We start from the raw sequence: 24,587 nt of genomic DNA on the forward strand, positions 1-24,587 counted from the left end.
ATGGGGTCAGCAGAGAACACCCATCATGCCACCGAGACCCAACCCGTATATCTGGAACTCACCGCAGCTCAGCGTGGGATGTGGTTCGCCGAGAGCCTCTCTGCCGACTATTCCGTTACCGTTGCTCAGTATCTCGATATCCGCGACCGGGATCGGCCACTCGATCGCGAGATCTTCGAGAAGGTCGTTGTCGAGAACGCGCGTGTTCGCGAGTCCGCGTTCACCAGAATCGACGAGGTCAATGGGGTACCGATGCAGGTTGTCGATCACGGGATCGACAACCGTCTGGACTTTCTCGATTTTCGTGATCGGCCGGACCCCGTCGCTGCTGCGCGTCAGTGGATGAACGACGACTATCAGCGACAAATGGATCTGCGTACTGATCGATTGGTTGTTTCCACGCTGATCAGGGTCGCCGATGACCGCTCATTCTGGTACGTGCGTGCACATCACATCGCCATGGACGGCTACGCCGGTCTGACCGGCGTACGCGAGACCCTTGATCGGTACAACATGGCGCTCGCGGGTTCGGAATACGTTTCGAAACCCGCGGCGACGTTGGCGGAGATCCTCGCGGACGACAAGAAGTACATCGAGGGCTCGCGTCGACAGGCGGACCGCGAGCACTGGGTCGCGCGCGTGCGCGACCTGCCCGAGCGTGTCACGCTCGCACAGCAGTCGGCGGCCGCGCCGCTGTCCCCGGTCAATCTCGTGGCCGGAGGTGAGATGAGTGCGCAGCAGCAGGCCGCCCTCGATCGCGTCGCGTCGGACCTCAACACGTCCACGGCAGTCTTGTTGACGGCCGGATTCTCCGCCTATCTCGCGCGCATGGCCGGCACCGATGACGTGGTCCTGAGCCTTCCGGTGACGGGGCGGGCCTCCGCCAAGATCAAAATGGGCAGCGGCATGCTCGCCAACATGCTGCCGGTACGTGCACGTGACGTGTCGCAATTGACGATGACCCAGCTCATCGAGCAGCTACAGCTCGAACTCACCGGCGCTCTCCGCCATCAGCGTTATCGGTTCGAGGACATCCGTATCGATGCCGGGCTGCAGGATGCCAACACGGCATCGTTCGGTCCGATCGTGAATCTCATGTTCTTCGACAAGCCGATCGAGATGATCGGCGCGACGGTCGACTACCAGATCCTGAGCTCGGGAATCCTGGAAGATCTGCGCCTCAACGTCTATCAGGCAAGCCCAGGGGCACGGCTCGTCGTCGACCTCCACGGCAATCCCAACCTGTACACCGCCGACGAGCTGGAGGGGCACTCCGAGCGGTTCCTGACCTTCCTGGGTCGCCTGTTCGCCGGTCTCGACACGCTGATCGGTGACGTCGACCTCCTTCTCGCCGGAGAGCGGGAGGAGATGGTCGACGTCGGGCGGGGTCCCGAACTGGCGCTGCCGGAGACCGTCACCCATCTGCTCGCCCCCTTCGAACGCAACGTGCGCGATCACGGAGAACGGGTCGCGGTCGATTTCGAGGGTCGACGGTGGACCTACGCCGAGTTCGATCGGCTGCGTGGTGTGCTGACCGGTTATCTGGCGTCCAACGACATCGGCCGGGGCGACCACGTCGTCGTGGCACTCGACCGGGGCGTCGCCCAGGTCGCCGCGATCTACGCGGTGCTGACGATCGGCGCCGCCTACGTGCCCGTCGATCCCGCCCAACCGGACGAGCGGCGGCGGCTGATCGCCGAGACGGTCTCCGCGCGGGTGGTCATCGACGATGCGTCGCTGCGGACGATCGGCTTCGACGCGATCGCGACCGGGGCCGCCTCCGGCGGCAACGAGTGGCCCACGGACAGCGCGGTCGGCGGGGGCAGTGAAGCCGCCTACGTGCTGTTCACCTCCGGGTCGACGGGTACACCGAAGGGCGTCCAGGTCTCGCATTCCGCGGTCATCAACCGACTCGCATGGATGCAGGGCAACTACCCGTTGAGTGCCGGGGACCGGGTGCTCTACAAGACCCCGTTCACCTTCGACGTCTCGGTGTGGGAATTGTTGTGGCCGTTGGCCCAGGGGGCCGAGATGGTCATCGCGCGGCCCGACGGCCACCGCAATCCCGAGTACCTGCTGGACCTGATCACACAGCAGCAGGTGAACGTGCTGCACTTCGTGCCCTCGATGCTCGATGTCTACACGGAGGTCTTGCAGAACGAGGGCCACGAGATCCTCCTGCCGCCCACGGTACGGCGGGTGTTCACCTCGGGTGAGGCGTTGCCGCGGCTGCTGGCCGATCGCGTGTTGACCGGCTCGTCGGCCGAACTGGTGAACCTGTACGGGCCCACCGAGGCCGCGATCGACGTGACCGAACAGCGGGTGGTGGTCGGCGATGGTCCGGTGCCGATCGGCCGGCCCGTCGCGAACACCGACACCTACGTTCTCGACACCCGCCTGTGTCCTGTCCCGGCCGGAGTCGCGGGCGAACTGTATCTGGCGGGCTGCCAATTGGCGGACGGCTACGTCGGGCGGACCGATCTCACGTCGGATCGATTCGTCGCAGACCCGTTCGGTCCCGCGGGCACGAGGATGTACCGCACGGGTGATCTGGTCCGCTGGAGCGCCGACGGCGAACTGCATTACCTGGGGCGCACCGACTTTCAGATCAAGATCCGCGGACAGCGCATCGAGCCGGGCGAGATCGAAGCGGTACTCGACGCCATGCCGGGGGTCGACGCAACCGCAGTCGTACCCCGCACCGACCTCGGCGCCGGACCGGTGCTCGTCGCGTACCTCCGCTCCGATGATCAGTCGGTGAGCGAGGCTGCGGCTCTGTCGTGGTGCCGTCGCCATCTGCCCTCGCACATGGTCCCGTCCGCCGCGGTGCTGCTCGAGCAGTTCCCGATCGGCACCGCGGGCAAACTCGACCGCAAGGCCCTGCCCGCACCGGACCTCAAACCCGTCGTCAGTTACGAGGCGCCCCGCACCCCGATGGAGCAGACCCTGGCGACGCTCATCGGCGAGCTGCTCGGTGTCGAACGAGTCGGCCTGCGCGACAACATCTTCGCCCTCGGTGGCGATTCGCTGATGGCCGCTCGGCTCGTGTCGCGGGCACGGATCGAACACAACGTCCGGATCGACCTCACCGACGTGTTCGTCTCGGTCGATGTGGGCGAGATCGCCGAACGGTCCCGCAAGGGTGGGGCCGACGGTCGACCGCCGCTGACCAGAGTCGAGCCGCGTCCCGACATCATCCCGCTGTCGCACTCGCAGACCCGGCTGTGGTTCGTCAACCGGATGGACCCGGGTGCAGGCACCTACAACATGCCCGGCGCGGTGCGGCTCGGCGCCGATGTCGACATCGCCGCGCTCCAGCAGGCGCTCGCCGACCTGGTGGAACGACACGAGACCCTGCGCACCCGCTTCGGATCCAGTGGCGGCGAACCGGTGCAGGAGATCCTGCGGCCTCATGAGGCCATGAGCTTCCTCGACGTCGAGGTCGGTGTCGTCGACGACCGGCTCGACGAGGTGATCGCCGCCGAGGCCGCCCGTGGTTTCGACCTGGTGCACGAGATCCCGTTCCGCGTTCGGATCCTGCGCGATCGCCAGGGTTATGTGGTGGTCTTGGTGCTGCACCACATCGCCGGTGACGGATTCTCACTGATGCCGTTGATCAGGGATCTCTTCGTGGCCTACACGGCGCGCCGGGACCGGACGCAGGCGCAGATGCCACCTCTGGCGGTGCAGTACGCGGATTTCGCGGTCTGGCAGCACCAGCTCCTCGGTGATCCGGAGGATCCCACGGAGATCGCGACCGAGGGTCTGCGGTTCTGGGAAGAGGAGCTGGCCGGGCTACCTGGTTTCCTCCCGCTGCCCACCGACCATCCCCGGCCGCATGTGGCGTCGGGCGCAGGCGGCTACGTCGACACCTCGCTCGATCCGGACCTGGTCGCCGGCATCCGGACATTGGCGCGTGACCACAACGTCACACCGTTCTCCGTGCTGCACGCGGCGTTCGCGATCCTGCTCGCGCGCTGGGCGGAGGTCGACGAGGTCGCCATCGGGACGGCCGTCGCCGGCCGCGATGAACCCGAGACCGCCGATCTGGTCGGCATGTTCGTCAACACGGTGGTGTTACGGACGTCGATCTCGGCGGGGGACACGACGTCAGAGCTGCTCGACCGCGCGCACACCACCCGCACCCGGGCGATGCGTCACTCCTCCATCCCGTTCGAGCGAGTGGTCGAAGCCGTTGCGCCGGAACGGTCCGCTGCCCACACTCCGCTCTTCCAGGTGTCGTTGACGATGCATCCCGGGCAGGCGACGGCGCTCGATCATTGGGTGGAATCCGCACAGATGCTGGATGCCCGTGTGCCGTCGGCCAAATTCGATCTGTCGATCACTGTGACCGATCAGGTCGGGTCGTCGGGTCTGGACGTCGAATTCGCATATGCGGCAGATATTTTCGACCATCGGACCATCGAACGTGTGGCCGCGCAGCTGAACACGATTCTGCAAACGATCGTCGAGACGCCGAATCGGCGGATCGGCACCATCGATCTCGTCGACGAGGCCGAGCTCGAAATGCTCACCCGCCATCCCAAGGCGCCTGCCATCCCGGAGACGCTGCGCGACCTGCTGTTCTACGGTGTCGCGCAGGCGAACCCGGCTGCGGTCGCCCTGAGCGGGGCGGTCCGGATCACCTGGTCGATGTTGGAGGCCGGCACCAATCAGCTGGCTCGCGAGCTCGTCGCCCGGGAGATCGGCCCGGGTGATGTGGTGGCGATCTGCATACCGCGCTCGCACGAGTCGGTGATGGCGATGCTGGCCGTGGCGAAGTGCGGTGCGGCCTTTGTCAGCATCGACCCGGCCCATCCGGCCGGGCGGCTTGCCGAGATCCTCGCCGACAGTGGAGCACGACTCGGGCTGACCACGCTCCCGGTCGCGTCCAAGACGCCGCCCGGTGTGGAATGGATGGCGATCGACGACGAGTCGGTGGAGCTGCAGCTGGCCGGGCACAGCGGTGCCCGCCTCCGCGCCGACGAACTGGTTCGCGCACCCGGGGTCGACGATCTGGCGTACCTGATCTACACCTCCGGTTCCACCGGACGCCCCAAGGCGGCGGCGCTGAGCCACCGAGGTCTCGCCGGCCTCGTCGCGAATCAGAAGAAGATCCTTCGTCTGGACAGGCGTTCCAAGGTCCTGCACGTGGCGTCGCCGAGCTTCGACGCCTCCATCTTCGAGATCCTGATGGCCCTGTGTAACGGAGCGGAGCTGGTGGTCAGCCCCGCGGGCGTGTTCGGTGGCGACGAGCTGGCCGAACTGATCGACCGGCACGGGGTGTCCCACGCCGTCATGACACCGTCGGCATTGGCCACGTTGGAGCCGGCCGCCGTGCCGCACCTGACCCGTGTGATCAGTGTCGGTGAGGCATGCCCGCCGGACCTGATGCGGCGCTGGGCGAGAGCGGGACGTGCATTCTTCAATCTCTACGGGCCGACGGAGGTGACGATCTGGGCCACCGCCGCCGGACCGTTGCACGATGGCGACGAGGTCACCATCGGTCACGCCGTCCCCGGCGTCGGGACACTCGTGCTCGATCCGGCGCTGCGTCCGGTGCCCGCCGGAGTACCCGGTGAGCTGTACCTGTCCGGCATTGCGCTCGCGCAGGCCTACCACGGTCGAGAAGACCTCACTGCCACCCGCTTCGTCGCGAACCCGTTCGCGCCGGGGGAGCGCATGTACCGGACCGGCGACCGTGTGGTCCGCACCGCGGGGGGAAACCTGCGGTACGTGGGGCGCACCGACTTCCAGCTGAAGATCCGTGGCCTGCGCATCGAGCCCGGCGAGGTCGATGCCGCGATCGCGCGTCACCCCATGGTGAGTGAGGTGGTCAGCCTCGGTGTCCCCGGACCCGGCGGCGATGACGTTCTGGTCGCCTACGCGCGCCTGGTCGAGGGCGCCTCGGCCGACCCCAAGAGAATCCTCGAACAGGCCGCGACCCATCTGCCGAGCTACATGGTGCCGCACTCCCTGGTCATCGTGAAAGAGTTCCGTCTCACGACATCTGGAAAGATCGACCGCAGATCCCTTCCGCCGGTGGACTTCACAACGTCCGCCCGGTATCGCGAACCGAGTTCGCAGATGGAGGCGGTGGTCGCCGGGATCTTCGGGCAGGTTCTCGGACAGGACCGGGTCAGCGCCGACGCCGACTTCTTCGATCTCGGCGGTAGCTCGTTGTCCGCGACCAAGGTGACCTCACGTCTGTCGGCTCTGCTCGATCGGCCGGTACCGGTGAAGTTGCTCTTCGAACGCCCGACCGTGGCGACGCTGGCCCAGGCGCTCGCAGGCGGGCCCACCGGTCACGGCGCGCCGCCGCTGCTCGCCCGTAGTCGCGCGGAGCTGGTGCTGGTCTCGGGGATGCAGCGCGGGCTGTGGCTGGTCAACCGCTCCGATCCGGGATCGGCGGCGTACAACGTCGCGATGGCGCTGCGGCTCACCGGCGACCTCGACGTCGCCGCGCTGCAACTGGCCACCACCGACCTGGTCCGGCGGCACGAGTCGCTGCGCACGACCTATCCGATGATCAACGGTGAACCGATCCAGGTGATCATGCCGGCAGATGTCGTGGAGAGCGAACTCACCGTGGAGCTGCGCGATGTCGGGTCCTCACTCGAGGACGCCATCGCGCGGGTCACCGGTGAAGGATTCGACATCACCACCCGGCCCCCGGTACGCGCGGTGTTGCTGCGGATCTCGGGAACCGAGCACGTCCTCGTCTTCGTGGTCCATCACATCAGCGCCGACGGCGCATCGATGTCACCGCTCGCACGGGATCTGATGACCGCCTACGCCGCCCGCAGCACGGGGGCCGAGCCGGCCTGGAAGCCGCTGCCGGTGCAGTACGCCGACTTCAGCCTCTGGTTGTCCGAACGTCTGGCCGTCGTCGACGGCGACGGCATCACCGAAGAGGAACGCCAGCTGGCCTACTGGGACGAACGGCTGGCCGGTGTCCCGGAGCGCCTGGACCTTCCCCATGACCGACCGCGGCCGAAGTCGCCGACCTTCCGGGGTGACTCGGTGGACTTCGAGATCCCGGCCGCCATCGTGGCGCAGCTGGATTCTGTTGCGCGCCGGCATCACACGACGGCGTTCATGGTCATTCACGCGGCCTTTGCGGTCCTGCTCAACCGGATGTCGGGTGCCACCGACCTCGTGATCGGCACGCCGTTCGCCGGCCGTGGCGAGCAGAGCCTGGACGACGTCGTCGGGATGTTCGTCAACACGCTCGCGCTGCGTACCCAGATCGACCCGGGTGAGCGATTCGTCGATCTGCTCACGCGGGTGCGCAACGAGGACCTCGCGGACATGTCGCACACGGATGTGGCCTTCGACAACATCGTGTCCCGCACCCTGTCCAAGCCGCCGACCTCCTACAATCCGATCTATCAGGTCATGCTCGCCTTCCAGGACGTGGATTTCCCCGTGCTGCAATTCGATCGGCTGACCGTCTCGCCGATCCACGAGGAGCTCACCTCGGCGAAGGTCGACCTGCAGCTCACGCTGTTCCCGAACGATCCGGAGCGGGACGGGCGTGGGGGCGCGATGCGCGCGCAGTTCCTCTATGCCACAGATCTTTTCGAGCACCGTACGATCGACCGGATGGCGGCACGCTATCTACAGGTGCTGGAGTCGGTGGTATCCGAGCCCGAGGCCACCGTCGGCGACGTGAGCATTCGTCTCGGTGACGAGCAGCTCGCGTCGGCCGACCATGCCGCCGACTCGGAGGCCGGGCTCGCCGATCTGGTGTCGACCGCGGCGGCCGCCGACCCCACAGCGATCGCGATCAGCGGCCCGCCGGCGCTGAGCTTCGGTGACCTCGACGTGATGATGGCAGCCATGAGTCCCACAGCGCCCGATGCTGATTCGGCGTTGACGATGGCGGCGATGACTCTGGTGCCGGGTCTGGCCGAGGCCGGACCCGACGGCTTCGACGCGGTACTCGCCGAGCTACGTGAACGTGCCGACACGGTGGTGACACGCGGCGATCATTCGACGGATTCCACTGAGTCGGAAGGCAGCGAACGGACGTGACAGGAATCGGTTTGGACGCGGTGGACATTTCTACGGGATGGGGGCGGCGTCCGCCGACGCGAGACCTGATCACCATCGCGGCGCAACTCGAGCCGGAGACCGTTGCGTTCACCGGGGCCGGCAACGCGATGACGTTCGCGGAGTTGAACACCCGCGTCTCCGCGACCGCCTCGGTGTTCGAGGCACGTGGACTGGACACCGAGGCCGCGGTGAGTGCGATCGTCACCGGGCTGATCCGTCGGGACGGTTTGGACCCGGCCGGTATCGCATCGGCGATCCGGGCCGCGGTCGACGAGATCCGGCAGCGCGCGTGTGCCGTGGCCGGCACCACCGACTGGGGGTCGTTGCCGGGGATCTTCCGTTCGGCCGTGCACCGTTTCAGTTCTCGGGTGGCGGTCACCGATCTCGACGGCGGCTCGTTGACGTATCGGGAACTCGACGAGCTCTCCGATGCGGTGGCCGCCGGTCTGCTCGCCGCCGGCGTCCGGCCGGGTTCTGTGGTCGGTCTGGCGACTCCGCGCACCGTCGAGGTCATGGTCGCGATCCTCGGGATCCTCAAGATCGGTGCGGCCTACCTGCCGCTGGACACCTCGCACCCCGCGGATCGCCTCGCGTTCATCGTCTCGGACGCGGCACCGGCGCTCATCATCACCGATCACGACGGACAAGAGGCACTCGGCTTCCTGGAGGTCGATCGGCGAACCATCACAGAGCTGTCGGCGGCGTCGGACGACCGGGACCTGCCGGATGTGATCGATCCGCGCGCCGCGGCGTACCTGATCTTCACCTCGGGGTCGACCGGTCGGCCCAAAGGTGTTGTGGTGGAACATCGCAGCGTCGTCGGGCTGATGTCGGCCGCCCAACGGCACTACGGGTTCACCGAGAACGATGTGTGGACGATGTTCCACTCCTACGCCTTCGACGTCTCGGTGTTCGAGATGTGGGGCCCGCTGCTGTTCGGTGGGCGGCTGGTGGTGGTCGACTTCCTGACGACGCGCAGCCCCGACGAGTTCGCCCAACTGCTGATCACCGAGTCGGCGACGGTGGTCTCGCAGACACCGTCGGCGTACTACCAACTCGCGGCCGCGGTGCGGCCGGGATCGTCGACGCAACTCGCCGCGACCGTGCGCTACATGGTCTTCGCCGGCGAGGCACTGGATTTCGCCCAGGTCCGTCGCTGGTACTCCGATCGCCTGGAGAGCGACGGTCGGGTAGGCCCGGTGCTGGTCAACATGTACGGCATCACCGAGACCACCGTGCACTCGACCTTCCGTGCACTCGATCCCGATTTCGTCCAGTCCGCCAAGGGCTCTGATGTGGGGCAGGGCCTCCCGGAGCTGACCATCCACCTGCTCGACGACCGGCTGCGCCCGGTCCCCGACGGTGTGCCCGGCGAGATCTACGTCAGCGGCACCCAGGTCACCCGCGGCTACCTGGGCCGACCGGGACTGTCGTCGATCCGCTTCGTGGCGGACCCGTTCGCCGCGGATGGCAGCCGCATGTACCGCAGTGGGGACCTCGCCATCGCGCGCGAGGGCAGCCTGGAGTACCTGGGTCGATCCGATGCTCAGGTCAAACTCCGCGGCTTCCGCATCGAACTCGGCGAAGTCGAGACAGCGCTGCTGGCCACCTCGGGGGTGGACGCCGCGGCGGTCGCCGTCAAGCGCCGCGACAACGCCGACGAACTGCTCGTCGGCTACGTCGTACTCGAGTCCGAGGAGGCGACCACACCGTCGGAGGTGCGTATCGCCGCGGCCGGCCTACTGCCCACCTACATGGTGCCCGACGTGGTGATGGTGATCGATCAGCTGCCGCTGACGGTGAACGGCAAACTCGACCGCCGGAATCTGCCGGAGCCCGAGATCAAGGGCACCGCGGAGTATGTGGCCCCCAGCTCGGAAACGGAGAAGATCCTCGCCGAGATCGTTGCCGACGTGCTCGACCTGGAGCGGGTCAGCGTCGGCGACTCCGTCTTCGACCTCGGTGGCAACTCGCTGGCGGCGGCGCGCATCGTCGGCCGGGCCGCCGAGGCGTTCAACGTCGAGCTGTCGGTCCGGGATGTCTTCGACGTCCCGTCCGTGCAGGGGCTGGCCGATGTGATCAGCGGGCGCGGGGTGGGGCTGGCGCCGGTGGTGGCGGTGGCGCCGCGTCCGGAGCAGGTGCCGGTGTCGTTCGCCCAGGCACGCATGTGGTTCATCAATCAGTTCGACCCGTCGGCGTCGACGTACAACATCCCGGTGCTGTTGCGGTTGACCGGGCCGGTGGACATCGACGCATTGCACACCGCGCTGGTCGATGTCGTGGTGCGTCACGAGGTGCTCCGCACGGTCTTCCCGGCGGTGGACGGGACGCCGGTCCAGGTGATCTGTGCCGCCGACGAGGTGCCCGAGCGACTGGACTGGGCCGTCGTCGGTTCGGAGAGCGAGCTGGTCGCCGCGATCGCCACCGGCTTCGACGTGACGGCGCAGTGGTCGATGCGGGCGCGGGTGTGGCAGGTGGCGGCCGAGGAGTACGTGTTCGGTCTCGTGGTGCATCACATCGCCGCCGACGGCGAGTCGATGGGACCGTTGGTCGCCGATGTGGTGACCGCGTACGCGGCGCGGGTCACCGGCGCGGAACCGGAGTTCGTACCGCTGGACGTGCAGTTCGCCGATTTCGCGATCTGGCAGCACGAGGTTCTCGGTACGGCCGGCGATCCCGAGTCGGTGGTGGGGCAGCAGATCGCCTACTGGTCTTCGCAACTCGCGGGACTGCCGGACGTGCTGGAGCTGCCGACCGATCGGCCGCGACCCGCCGTCGCCTCCCAACGTGGCGCGCAGGTGTCGTTCGAGGTCCCCGCGTGGGTCACCGATCGCATCGCGGTGGTTGCACGCGAGTACGGCGTCACCCCGTTCATGGTGGTGCACGCCGGGCTGGCCGTGTTGTTGGCCCGGCTGTCATCGTCCGGCGACATCGCGGTGGGCACGCCGATCGCCGGCCGCGGTCAGCGGGTGCTGGATCCGTTGGTCGGCATGTTCGTCAACACCCTGGTGCTGCGCTCGACGGTCGATGTGGGAATGCCGTTCGCCGAGTTGCTCGATCAGGTTCGGGCCACCGATCTGGAGGCCTTCGCCCACGCCGATGTGCCGTTCGAGACGGTGGTGGAGGCCCTTGCCCCGGTTCGGTCGGAGGCGTTCGCCCCGCTGACACAGGTCTTGCTCTCGTTCGACCAGTCGGTGCTCGCCGAGTTCGCCGCAGGCGGCGTGCTGGCGCATGACGTCGGCGGCATCGAGGTGAGTTCCGTTGCAGTCGAGGATATTCCGGCCAAGGTTGACCTGACGGTCGGTATCACCGACGCCGGTGACCGATGGCAGGGAAGCCTGATCTACGCCACCGATCTCTTCGACGCGGCGACCGCCGAACACATGGCGACGCAACTCGTCCGGCTGCTCGACCAGTTGACCGCGGATCCGGCTCTGCCGGTGGGCGACACCCACCTTCTCTCCGACGACGAGGCCGCCGGGTTGCTGCCGGTGCGGGGCGGGCGTCCCGCCGCCGCGCGAGTGCCCGCGGAGGTCTTCACCGACATCGCCCGACGCCATCCCGATCATGTCGCCGTCACCGACCAGACCGGTGCGGTGCTCACCTATGCCGAGCTGGACGCACGGTCGAATCGGCTGGCCCGCTGGCTCATCGCGCAGGGCGTCGGTACCGAGTCGCTGGTCGCGCTGGCGATCGGGCGGTCCGCGGATCTGCTCACCGCGATGTGGGCGGTGGCCAAGGCCGGTGCCGGGTATCTGCCGATCGATCCCGAGTACCCGGTGGAACGTATCGAACACATGCTCACCGATTCCGGGGTGCGCATCGGCTTGACCACAGATGCTGTGCGCCAGGGCCTTCCGTCTGGTGCGGACTGGTGGTCGATGGAGGACATCGGATCACCGGGTGTGCTGGCCGGCCACGACGCGGCGGCGATCGGTGACGACGAGCTGCTCGCACCGAGGCATCTCGATGCCGTCGCCTACGTCATCTACACGTCGGGTTCTACCGGCACCCCCAAGGGGGTGTCGGTCACCAACCGCGGCATCCACAACTTCGCCGTGGCGGAGATCGCACGCTTCGGTGTGGACGCCTCCTCGCGTGTTCTCGGGTTCGCCTCACCGAGCTTCGACGCATCCATCCTCGAATGGTTGCTGGCCTCGGCATCCGGTGCGGCGCTGGTCTATCGGCCCGACGGCGTACTCGGCGGGGACATGCTGTCTGCGTTCATCTGCGAACAGCGTCTCACCCATGTCTTCCTGACGCCGTCGGTGCTCGCGACTCTGGAACCCGAGTCCGTTCCGGACCTGGCCGTCCTCATGTCCGGCGGTGAGGCGGTGTCGCAGACGCTGGTCGATCGCTGGGCACCGCGGCTCGCCTTCTTCAACGCCTACGGTCCCACCGAGGCGTCGATCGCCGTCGCGATGAGTCACGCGCTCACCGCCGGGCGTCCCGTGCACATCGGTGGTCCGATCGACGGGGTCGGACTGCTGGTGCTCGATGCCCGCCTGCATCCGGTGCCGGTCGGCGTGGCCGGTGACCTGTATGCCACCGGTGTCGCCCTCGCCCGCGGTTACCTCGACCGTCGCGGCCTGACCGCGGAACGATTCGTGGCCGACCCGCACGGTGGACCCGGTGACCGGATGTACCGTACCGGCGACGTGGTCCGGTGGACGCAGACCGATGCATCACAGCTGGTGCTCGAGTATGTCGGCCGCAGTGATGATCAGGTCAAGCTGCGTGGTCTGCGCATCGAGCTCGGTGAGATCGCCGCGGTCCTCGAATCGCATCCGCAGGTCACTGCTGCGGTGGTGATCGGCGTGGGCGGGTCGGTGGCCTCCGCGCTCGCCGGATACGTGGTGGCCGAGCCGTCCACGGACATCACCGCGCTGCGCGACCACGTCGCCGAACGCTTGCCCTCCCACATGGTGCCCGCGAGTCTGCAGGTGCTCGACGCCCTTCCGCTGACACCGGCGGGCAAACTGGACAAACGCGCACTGCCCGCTCCGGTGATCGAGACCGAGAGCGCCGCGCATGTGGCGCCGTCGTCGTCGACCGAGGAAGTACTCGCACAGGTCGTCGCCGGCGTCCTGGGCGTCGATCGGGTCAGCGTGGTGGAGTCGTTCTTCGCGCTGGGCGGCGACTCGATCTCATCGATCCAGCTGTCGTCGGCCGCACGGGCGGCGGGTCTGTCGCTCTCGCCGCGGGACATCTTCGAGCACAAGTCGGTTCGCGCGATGGCGCAGGCGGTCACCTCTGGGGGCGAGCGGCTGCCACTGCTGGACGAGCCGTCGGGTGGATCCGGCTCCGTGCCGATCTCACCGGTCGTCTCCTGGATGATCGAATCATCGGATTCGGCAGCGGATTTCGCCGATTTCTCGCAGGCTGTCGTGCTCATCTCCCCGGACGGACTCGACACCGAGACGCTGTCCGGTGTCCTGGGTGCGGTCGTGGATGCCCACCCGATGCTCTCGGCGCGCCTCACCGACATCGACGGGCGGTGGGTGCTGACCGCCGGCGTCGGTTCGCGACCGGTGGTGCGTCGTCAGACGACGTCGGCGGCCGCTGGGTCCCCGGAGTTCGCCGACGCGATCACCGCGGCGCATGCGGATGCCTGCGGACGGCTCGACCCGTCGGCCGGGGTGCTGGTCTCTGCGGTCCTCGTGGCGGGCGCCGACGCGGCGCGCATCGTCCTCGCCATCCACCACGTCGGCGTCGATGCGGTGTCCTGGCCGATCCTGATCGAGGACGTGATCACGGTGTGGGCCCAGGTGCAGGCGGGCGGGCCGCTGCAGGTGCGGCCGGAGGTCACCTCGGCGCAGGCCTGGCACACGGCGTTGGCCGGTCAGTCCGCCGACCGGACACACGAGTTGGAGTACTGGGAGTCACGGCTGGGTGCACCGACCTCGTTCGGCACCTCGTTCGACCGGGTGCGGGACCGGTTCTCGACACTCGGCTCGGTGCGGCACCGAGTGGACGCCACGGTCACCGAGGCGTTGGTCACGGTGGTGCCGGAGGCGTTCGGCGGGCACGTCAACGACGCGCTGCTGGCCGCCCTGGCCCGGGCCGTGCGGTCGTGGCAGCAGTCGCGGGGGATCGGCGACGACTCGCCGGTCGGCGTGTTGCTGGAGGGCCACGGGCGCTATGAGGAGCTCGCGGCGGCGGGCGCGGACCCGCGGCGGGCGGATCTGGCCCGGACCGTCGGATGGTTCACGACGATTGCGCCGATGGCTCTCGATCCGGCCGACGACGTGGTGCATGCGGTGAAGGCCGCCAAGGAGGAACGGCTCGGACAGCCCGATCGCGGAGTCGGTTTCGGATTGCTGCGCTTCGGTGGTGACGGCCGGATGGCGGGGCGCGCGCTGCCGTCGATCGGATTCAATTTCTTCGGTGCGGGCGGTCGCGGCGGTGCGAACGACACCGTGGTGCCGTTCATGGCGGATCCGGACGCCCCGGCGCTGCCGGCGTCGGTGTCGGGCGCGATGGCGGCGATGAATGTCCTCACCGTGAATGTCGGGACCCGCCAGAGCATGCATGGCCGTGAGCTGTCCGCGGACTTCCTGTTCGTCGAGGGCATCCTGTCCGCCGAGGACGTCGCCGGGCTGGCGGATCGGTGGTCGGCCGAACTGACCGCCATCGTGGATGTGGTGTCACATGACCGAAACGTCGGTCTGTCCCCGTCCGACGTACCGGGAACCGCTGTGTCGCAAGCGGATCTGGACCTGCTGTCGTCCCGGTGGCCGGACGCGCCCATCTGGCCGCTGTCCGCGCTGCAGAAAGGCCTCTATCTGCAATCCGCGCTGGCCGGCCCCGACATCGACGACTCGGTGGATGTGTACGTCAGCCAAGCGGTACTCCGCCTGCGCGGAGATGTCGACGAACAGCGACTGCACGCAGCGGTCGACACGCTCGTCGGACACCATCGCGTGCTGCGGTCCGCCTTCGTGCAGACCGAGGGCGGTGCGGTGGTGTGCGTGGTCCCCGGTGACGTCCGGGTCCCGTGGCGCACCATCGATCTGGGTGCCGTCGGTGAGTCCGAACGTCGCGCCCGTGTCGATGAGGTGACCGCACACGAGCGGGTGACACCATTCGATCTGGCCGCGCCACCGCTGCTGCGCGTGGTGCTCGTACGCGACGCGGAGGGCGTCAGCGTCGTCATCACCAACCATCACATCCTTTTCGACGGCTGGTCCGGTCCGCTGGTGCTGGCCGATCTGATCGCCCTGTATGCCTCGGGTACCACCTACACCGGCCAGATCGGCACGGGCAACGGTGATTTCGAGGATTATCTGAAGCACGTCGCCGGGATCGGCGTCGCCGATGGACTGGCGGCGTGGCGCGAGGTACTCGCCGACGTCGAGGGACCGACGCTCGTGTCGCCCGGTACCCGGGCGACGATGGCGTCGTTGCCGAGAAATCACCAGGTCATCGTCGACGCCGAGCTGACCGCTGCCGTCGAGTCGCTGGCCCGGTCGACCGGGGCGACCGTGGCGACGGTGTTGCAGTTCGCGTGGGCGGTGCTGTTGTCGCGGCTGACCGGCAACCGGGTGGTCGCCTTCGGTGAGACGGTGTCGGGCCGACCGGCCGACCTCGAGGGCGTCGAGTCGATGGTCGGACTGTTCATCAACACCCTGCCCGCGGTGGTGGACGTCGATCCGGCGGCGCAGGTCAGCGAGGTCCTGGCCCGCCTGCAGGAAGCCAAGGTGTCGGTGCTCGACCACCAGCACCTGGGTCTGCCCGAGCTGACCGCACTCACCGGTGTCCCCGGACTGTTCGACACGCTGACGGTGCACGAGTCGTATCCGGTGGACACCGAGTCGCTCTCGACCACCGATGCCGCACTCACCGGCGGACTCGACATCGCCGAGGCCGTCGTCAGCGACTCGACGCACTATCCGTTGAACATGATCACCTCCCCGATGGCCGATCAGCTCTCGATCACGCTCAAGTATCTGCCGGATGCCTTCGCGGACGAGCAGATCCGGGTGTTCGCCGACGCGGTGGTCGAGATCCTGCGCGCCGCGGCGTCGGCGCCGGACACCCTGGTGGCCGACGTAGGAATGCTGACCGCCGACGAGAGTGCCCACATCGGCGACTGGTCCGTCGGCACGACCATGGCCGTGCCCTCCGGTTCGGTGGCGGATGCGGTTGCCGCACAGATCCTCCGGTCGCCCGACGATGTCGCCCTGATGTTCGAGGAGCGGGCCCTGACGTATGCCGAATTCGGGGCCCGGGTTTCGGCACTGGCCCGAGAGCTCATCGCGGCCGGCGTGGGACCGGCGGTGGCGGTCGGTGTCGCGCTGGATCGCTCGGTGGAGATGGTCGTCGCGATCCACGCGGTGGTCGCTGCCGGAGGCCAGTACGTCCCGATCGACCCGACGGTGCCCGCAGACCGTGTGCAGTACATGGTGGAGACCGCGGCCGTCGGCGTCGTGCTGGTCGGGGCGGGCGCCGTCCCGTCGTCGGTGACGCATCTGCGTGACGCGGTCGCGGTGATCGAGGTCGACGCCTCAGGCGAGGTGGACCTGTCGGTGGCGGCGGTCACCGACGCGGACCGACTGGCGCCGCTGCGACCCGACGATGCGGTGTACACGCTCTTCACGTCCGGGTCGACCGGGCGTCCGAAGGGTGTGACGGTGTCGCATACCTCGGTGCTCAACCGCCTCTGGTGGGGTCTGGACGAGTACCCGTGGTCGACCGGCGATCGCATCGTGTTGAAGACGCCCTTCACATTCGACGTGTCGGTGCCCGAACTGTTCGCCCCCGTGATGACGGGGGCGACGATCGTGGTGGCGCGGGCCGGCGGGCACGCCGACCCGGCGTACATCGCCGATCTCATCGCACACCACCGCGCGACGTCGGTGCACTTCGTGCCGTCGATGCTCTCGGTGTTCCTGGATGTCGTCCCGGCCGAGAAGATCCGGGCCCTGGACTCGCTGCGCTGGCTGTTCTGTTCCGGCGAGGCGCTGCCGCCGGCGGTCGTCGCCCGCGCCCACGATCTCCTCGGCCGGGTCCGGATCGTCAATCTGTTCGGCCCCACCGAGGCCGCCGTCGAGGTGGCCTACGTCGACGTGACCGACGCTCCCGCCGTCGTGCCGATCGGTGTTCCGGTGTGGAACACGTCGACCCACGTGCTGGATGCGCGGTTGCGGGTGGTGCCGCCGGGGGTGCCCGGCGAGCTGTACCTGGGCGGCGTGCAGGTGGCCCGCGGTTACGAGTCGCGTCCGGGGCTGACGGCCGAACGATTCGTCGCCGACCCGTTCGGTGCAGCGGGGGCACGGCTCTATCGCACCGGTGACCTCGTCCGGTGGGATGTCGACGGCTGGATCGAGTATCTCGGCCGCACCGACTTCCAGGTGAAGTTGCGGGGCCAGCGGATCGAGCTCGGTGAGATCGAGTCGGTGATCGCCTCGGCGCCCGGCGTGGTGCACGCGGCGTGCACCGTGGTCGAGACCCCTGGCGGTGGACAGCATCTCGTCGCGTACGTGTCACCGTCCACGGTAGACGAGACGGTGGTGCGGGACGCGGTCACCGACGCGCTACCGGAGTACATGCGGCCGTCGGTGTGGATGTTGCTCGATGACATCACCCTCAACAGCGCAGGCAAACTCGATCGGCGGGCGCTGCCGGCGCCGGTGTTCGAGACGACCGACCACGTCGCGCCGGCAACCGCCGCCGAGGTGACGGTCGCTGCGGTCGTGGCCGAGGTGCTCGGGGTCGAGCGGGTGAGCGCGACCGACTCCTTCTTCGATGTGGGCGGCAACTCGCTGTCGGCGATGCGGGTCGCGGCCCGGGTGGCCGACGAGTTCGGCGCCGAGGTGACGGTGCGCGACCTGTTCGATGCCCCGACCGTGCGGGACCTGGCGGCCGTGGTCTCGACCCGAGGCGCGGGTCGCGCGCCGCTGGTGGCGCTGACCCCGCGGCCGGCCCCGATCCCGTTGTCCTTCGCGCAGACCCGGATGTGGTTCATCAACCGGTTCGAGCCCGGGACCGCGACCTACAACCTCCCGGTCGTGCTGCGTCTGACCGGCGACCTCGATGTCGACGCCCTGCGCGCGGCCGTCGTCGACACCGTGGTGCGCCACGAGGTGCTGCGGACGAGCTTCCCGGCCGTCGACGGTGTGGGAGTGCAGGCGATCGATCCGGCCGAGCTGGTCGACGAGCGGCTCGACTGGGCGGTCGTGGATACGCAGGCCGAACTGGACGCGGCTGTGACGGCAGGCTTCGACGTGACCGTCGACTGGCCGCTGCGAGTGCGGCTCCGGCGGGTTTCCGACGACGAGTTCCTGTTCGCATTGATCGCACATCACATCGCGGCGGACGGCGAGTCGATGCTGCCGCTGGTCACCGACGTGGTGGCGGCCTATGTGGCACGGGCCGCCGGGCGGGCACCGGAGTTCGCGCCATTGGCCGTTCAGTTCGCCGATCATGCCATCTGGCAGCACACCGAGCTCGGTTCCCCCGATGCCCCCGATTCTGTCGTTGGCCGCCAATTGTCCTATTGGACAGAGCAACTCGAGGGCGTTCCGGAGGTGCTCGACCTGCCCGCGGACCGGGAGCGGCCTGCGGTCGCATCCCATCGCGGTGCCCGCGTCGAATTCACGATCGGCGCCGAGGTCGGGGAGCGGATCCGGACAGTCGCCCACGAGTTCGGCGTCACCCCGTTCATGGTGGTGCACGCCGGATTGGCGGTGGTGCTGGCGCAGTTGTCGGCCACCGACGACATCACCGTGGCCACACCGATCGCCGGGCGTGGGCAGGCCGACCTCGACCCGCTCATCGGTATGTTCGTCAACACGCTGGTGCTGCGGACACGGGTGGAGCCGTCCACGAGTTTCGCCGATCTCCTCGACCGTGTCCGGGTCACCGATCTCGACGCGTTCGCCCACGCCGACGTCCCGTTCGAGACGGTCGTGGAGGCGCTCGATCCGTCGCGATCCGAAGCGTTCGCGCCACTGGCCCAGGTCATGCTGTCGTTCGACCCGGCCGCCTCGGCGGAGAAGACCGACATCTCGGTCGGCGGACTCGAGGTCCGCGCGGTCGAGCCGGACTGGGTACCGGCGCAGCTGGACCTGTCGGTGACGGTCGGTTCGGCGGACGCCGCCGACGACTGGCCGTGCTCGATCGTCTACGCCACCGACCTCTTCGACCGTTCGACGGTGCAGACGATGACCGAGCGGTTCACCGCCGCCTTGTCGGCGCTGGTCGCCCGCCCGGCCACCGCGGTCGGCGACGTGGATCTCGTGACCGCGGACGAACGCACGGTCGTCGAGAACTGGTCGCGGGGTGCCGTGGTCGACGTGCCCGCCGAGCTGGTCCCGGATATCGCTGCCGCCCAGGCGATCCGAACGCCGGAGTCCACCGCTCTGGTCTTCGAGGGCAGAGTCGTGTCGTACGCGGAGTTCGGCGCCCGGGTGTCCGTGCTGGCCCGTGAGCTGATCGCGGCGGGTGTGGGACCCGGGGTCACCGTGGGTGTGTCGCTGCACCGCTCGGTCGAGCTGGTCGTCGCCGTGCATGCCGTCCTCGCGGCCGGCGCACAATACGTGCCGATCGATCCGGACACCCCGCTCGACCGTGCGGAGTACATGACCGTGACGGCCGGCGTCGCGGTCGTCCTCGTGGCGGCCGGTGATGGAGCTGTCGCGGCGACGGGGGAGGGCGTGTCGGCGATCGAGGTGGATGCCACCGCAGATGTCGACGTTTCCGTCGCGCCGGTGACCGATGCGGATCGCCTGGCCCCGTTGCGTTCCGACGACGCCGCTTACACCCTGTTCACCTCCGGGTCGACCGGTCGGCCGAAGGGCGTCACGGTCTCACATCGCGCACTGACGAACCGACTGCGGTGGTGCCTGAGCGAGTTCGGGTGGTCTGCCGATGATCGGGTGATGCTCAAGACCCCGGTCACCTTCGACGTATCGGTGCCGGAGCTGTTCGGCCCGGCGATGGCCGGGGCGACGACGGTCATCGCGCGACCGGGCGGACACGCCGAGCCCGGCTACCTCGCGGATCTCCTTGCGGCCGAACGCGCGACGTCCGTGCATTTCGTGCCGTCGATGCTGTCGGTGTTCCTCGACGTGGTGCCGGCCGACAAGCTGGCGCGGATCGACTCGCTGCGATGGCTCCTCACCTCCGGTGAGGCACTGCCGTCCTCGGTGGCGACTCGTGCACATGCGGCGCTGCCCGGCGCCGCGATCCATAATCTGTACGGGCCGACCGAGGCCTGCGTCGACGTCACGTCGGTGGATGTGACCGGTGCGGACGACGTCACGATCGGTGTGCCGGTGTGGAACACGTCGACCCACGTGTTGGATGCCCGGCTGCGGGTGGTGCCGCCGGGTGTTCCCGGTGAGCTCTACCTGGGTGGTGTGCAGCTGGCCCGCGGCTACGCGTCACGTCCGGGGCTGACCGCCGAACGCTTCGTCGCCGACCCGTTCGGCGAGCCCGGGTCGAGGCTCTACCGCACCGGCGACCTGGTGCGGTGGAACTCCCGAGGCGAGATCGAGTATCTGGGCCGCACCGACTTCCAGGTGAAGCTGCGCGGCCAGCGCATCGAACTCGGTGAGATCGAGGCGGTGATCGCCTCCGCGCCCGGGGTCGTGCACGCCGCGTGTGCGATCGCCGACGCCCCGACGGGCGGTAGGCAGCTCGTCGCCTACGTCTCACCGGCTTCGGTGGACAACGATGCGGTCAAGGCGGTGGTCGCCGACGCACTGCCGGAGTACATGCGTCCGTCGGTGTGGATGCTGCTCGACGACCTGGCCCTGAACAGCTCGGGCAAGCTCAATCGAAAGGCTTTGCCGGCCCCGGTGTTCGAGGTCGGTGAGTATGTTGCTCCGGCCACCGATGTCGAGGCCTCGGTGGCAGCGGTGTTCGCCGACGTGCTCGGTGCCGATCGGGTCGGCGTCACCGACTCGTTCTTCGACATCGGCGGCAACTCGCTGTCGGCGATGCGGGTCGCCGCACGGGTTGCCGACGACCTCGCGGTCGACGTGTCCGTGCGTGACCTGTTCGAGTCACCGACCGTACGCGATCTGGTGATCGCCGTCGCGGGTCGCGAGCAGACCGTGGTGCCGCTCGTCGCCGGTGAACGGCCACAACGGCTACCGCTGTCGATGGCTCAGGCGCGGATGTGGTTCATCAACCGATTCGACGCTGCCTCACCTGCCTACAACATCCCGATGGCGCTGCGACTGACCGGCGACCTCGATCTCGATGCGCTCACCGGCGCGGTCGGCGACGTCCTCGATCGTCACGAGGTGCTGCGGACCGTCTACCCGCTCGACGCCGACGGTCCGACGCAGGTCATTCTGGACCCCGAACAGGCTCGCGGGCAACTGGACTGGCGGGTGGTGGACGACGAGGCGGAACTCGCCGCGTCGGCGAGCCGCGGCTTCGACGTCACCGTCGACCTTCCGCTCCGCGGCCGCATCCGTCGCTCCGGAACCGACACCCATGATGTGGTGCTCACCGCCCACCACATCGCTTTCGACGGCACTTCGACCGCCGTCTTCGTCCGTGACCTGCTGGGCGCGTACCTGAATCGCGTCGAGAACACCTTCTCCGTCGCGTCGCCGCTACCGGTGCAGTACGCCGATTACGCCCTCTGGCAACGCACGACGTTGGGCAGCGCCGACGATCCGTCGAGCAGGTTGGCAGGCCAACTCGCCTATTGGCGGGAACGTCTGCGCGGGTTGCCGTCGGTGACCGACCTGCCGATGGACCGGCCGCGTCCGTCGGTCATGGCCACGACGGCGGGAGTGGTGTCGATGACCGTGCCCGACGATCTGGCCCGGGGCCTGGAGGAGTTCGCCCGCGCGCACGGTGTGACACCATTCATGGCATCGCATGCCGCGCTGGCGATCCTGGTGTCGCGGTTGGCGGCCACATCCGACGTGGTCATCGGTACGCCGATCGCCGGCCGTACCGACGCCGCGGTCGGCGACCTGATCGGTATGTTCGTCAACACACTCGTGCTGCGCACCATCGTCGACCCCGGTCGCCCGGTCGCCGAACTCATCGCACAGGTACGCACCGAGGATCTCGACGCGTTCGCCCACGCCGACGTCCAGTTCGAGGAGCTGATCGAGGAACTGGCACCGACCCGGTCGACGGCCTTCCCGCCGCTCGCACAGATCGCCTTCACGCATGTCGACGGCGATCCCGGTACGACGGCGTTGCACGCGGCGGGGCTGACCGCACAGGCCCTGGAGTTGCCCGATCAGGTTGCCAAGTTCGAACTCTCGGTGGCGGTGACCGACCGGACGTCGGCGTCGCCGATGACCATCGACTTCGTGTACGCCCGCTCTCTGTTCGACGAATCGACCGTGGCCGGCTTCGCCGACTCGTGGCTGCGTGTGGTCGGGTCGATGGTGGCGGATCCGTCGGTGCCGGTGGGCGACATCGAGCTGCTCACGCAGGCGGATTCGGCCGCCCTGGCACCGGTCACCGGTGGGCCGGCCATCGCGCCCCGGCCGCTTCCGGACCTGTTCGCCGACGCCGTGCGCGACCACCCGGACCGCCTGGCGGTCCTCGATGCGACAGGCGCCGCGCTGAGCTACGCGGACCTCGACGCGGCCTCGAATCGTCTTGCCCGTTGGCTGATCTCGCAGGGAATCGGTGTCGAGTCGCTGGTGGCGTTGGCGATCGGCCGGTCCGTGGAACTGCTCACCGCGATCTGGGCGGTGGCGAAGACGGGAGCGGGTTACCTACCGGTCGACACCGGCTACCCGGCCGAGCGTATCGCCCACATGCTCACCGACTCCGGGGTGCGGGTGGGCCTGACCACCGAGAGTCTCGGCTCGGCACTGGGCTCCGAGGTCGACTGGACCGCCGTCGATACGACGCAGTTCCGTGCGCACATCGACGGTCTGAGCCCGGAACCGATGTCCGCGGACGAACTGCTCGGCACACCGCACGTGGACGCGGTCGCGTACGTGATCTACACGTCGGGGTCGACCGGTACGCCGAAGGGCGTTCAGGTGACCGCGCGAGCACTCGAGAACTTCGCGAGGGCGGAGGTCGATCGGCTCGCGGTGACCGAACGATCACGTGTGCTGGGCTTCGCGTCGCCGAGCTTCGACGCCTCGGTTCTGGAATGGTTGATGGCCCTCGGAGCCGGTACGACCCTCGTCTATCGGCCCGACGAGGCCCTCGGCGGGGAACCGTTGGCGGGGTTCATCCGTGAGCAGCGGGCGACCCACGCCTTCCTGACCCCCACCGTCCTGGCCACTCTGGATCCGGAATCGGTGCCGGACCTGCAAGTACTCGCGGCCGGTGGCGAGGCCGTGCCGCCGTCGATGGTGGACCGATGGGGACCACGGGTCGGCTTCTTCGACATGTACGGCCCCACCGAGACGTCGATCGTGATCACGATGAGCGAGGCGATGCTGCCCGGCCGCGCCAAGACTCTCGGCGGCCCGATCCCCGGTGTGGGTCTGTTGGTCCTCGATTCCCGGCTGCGGGTGGTGCCCGCGGGCGTCGCCGGGGAGCTGTATGTCGTCGGTGGTGGCCTGGCCCGTGGCTACGTGGGGCGAGCAGATCTCACCGCCGGCCGGTTCGTACCCAACCCGTTCGGGCGTGACGGTGACCGCATGTACCGCACCGGCGATGTCGTGCGCTGGCGCCGCGGTGGCGCCGGGCACCTCGAACTCGAGTACGTCGGGCGTAGCGACGATCAGGTGAAACTGCGCGGCCTGCGCATCGAACTCGGCGAGATCGAGGCGGTGCTGGCCGCCCACCCGTCGGTCGAGTCCGCGGTGGTGATCGGTGTCGGGGGTTCGGTGGCCACCGCGCTCGCGGGCTATGTGGTCCTGCGCGATGCCGTCGACCCCGCCGAGCTGCGCACCCATGTCGGTGCGCATCTGCCGTCCCACATGGTCCCGGCGAGTATCGCCGTACTCGACGCGTTGCCGTTGACCCCGGTCGGGAAGCTCGACAAGCGTGCGTTGCCGGAGCCGGTGATCGAGGGTGGTCGGGAGTTCGTGCCCGCGGACGGCGACCGCGAGCAGACCGTGGCGCAGGTCTTCGCCGACGTGCTGGGAGCCGATGAGGTCAGTGTCGTGGAGAGCTTCTTCGACATCGGCGGCAACTCGTTGTCGGCGACCCGGGTGGCGGCGCGCGTCGCCGACGTGTTCGGCGTCGACGTCTCGGTCCGTGACGTGTTCGAGGCGCCCACCGTGCGCGCCCTCGCCGCCTCGGTTGCCGGCCGCGGCGCCGGACTGGCACCGGTGGTGCCCGTGGTGCCACGTCCCGAGCGGATCCCGGTGTCGTTCGCGCAGTTGCGAATGTGGTTCATCAACCAGTTCGACCCGTCGGTGGCGACCTACAACGTCCCCGTGCTGCTGCGCCTGGTGGGTGACCTGGATGTGCCGGCGTTGCGCGCTGCGCTGGTCGATGTCGTGGTGCGCCACGAGGTGCTGCGGACGACCTTCCCTGCGGTCGACGGCGTCCCGGTCCAGGTGATCGCGTCCGCCGACCGGGTCGGCGAGCACATCGACTGGGCCGAGGTGACATCGGCCGCTGACCTCGAGACC

Annotated in this window: 2 protein-coding genes (1 of these 2 running past the window's edge); both read left to right on the forward strand. The window is 68.5% G+C overall.

Features of this window, described 5'->3' with window-relative positions; genetic code table 11:
* The gene (locus AC4AMJ_RS04190; protein ID WP_489917340.1) at positions 1-8,037 is read left to right on the forward strand and encodes an amino acid adenylation domain-containing protein; all 8,037 of its coding nucleotides are present in this window, start codon (positions 1-3) and stop codon (positions 8,035-8,037) included.
* Positions 8,034-24,587: the 5' portion of a non-ribosomal peptide synthase/polyketide synthase gene (locus AC4AMJ_RS04195; protein WP_489917341.1), read on the forward strand. The gene runs 8,391 nt beyond the window's last position; only the first 16,554 of its 24,945 coding nucleotides appear in the window; the start codon lies at positions 8,034-8,036; its stop codon lies beyond the right edge, outside the window. The genes AC4AMJ_RS04190 and AC4AMJ_RS04195 overlap by 4 nt, the downstream gene beginning before the upstream one ends.

Source organism: Gordonia sp. LMA484 (assembly GCF_058129505.1).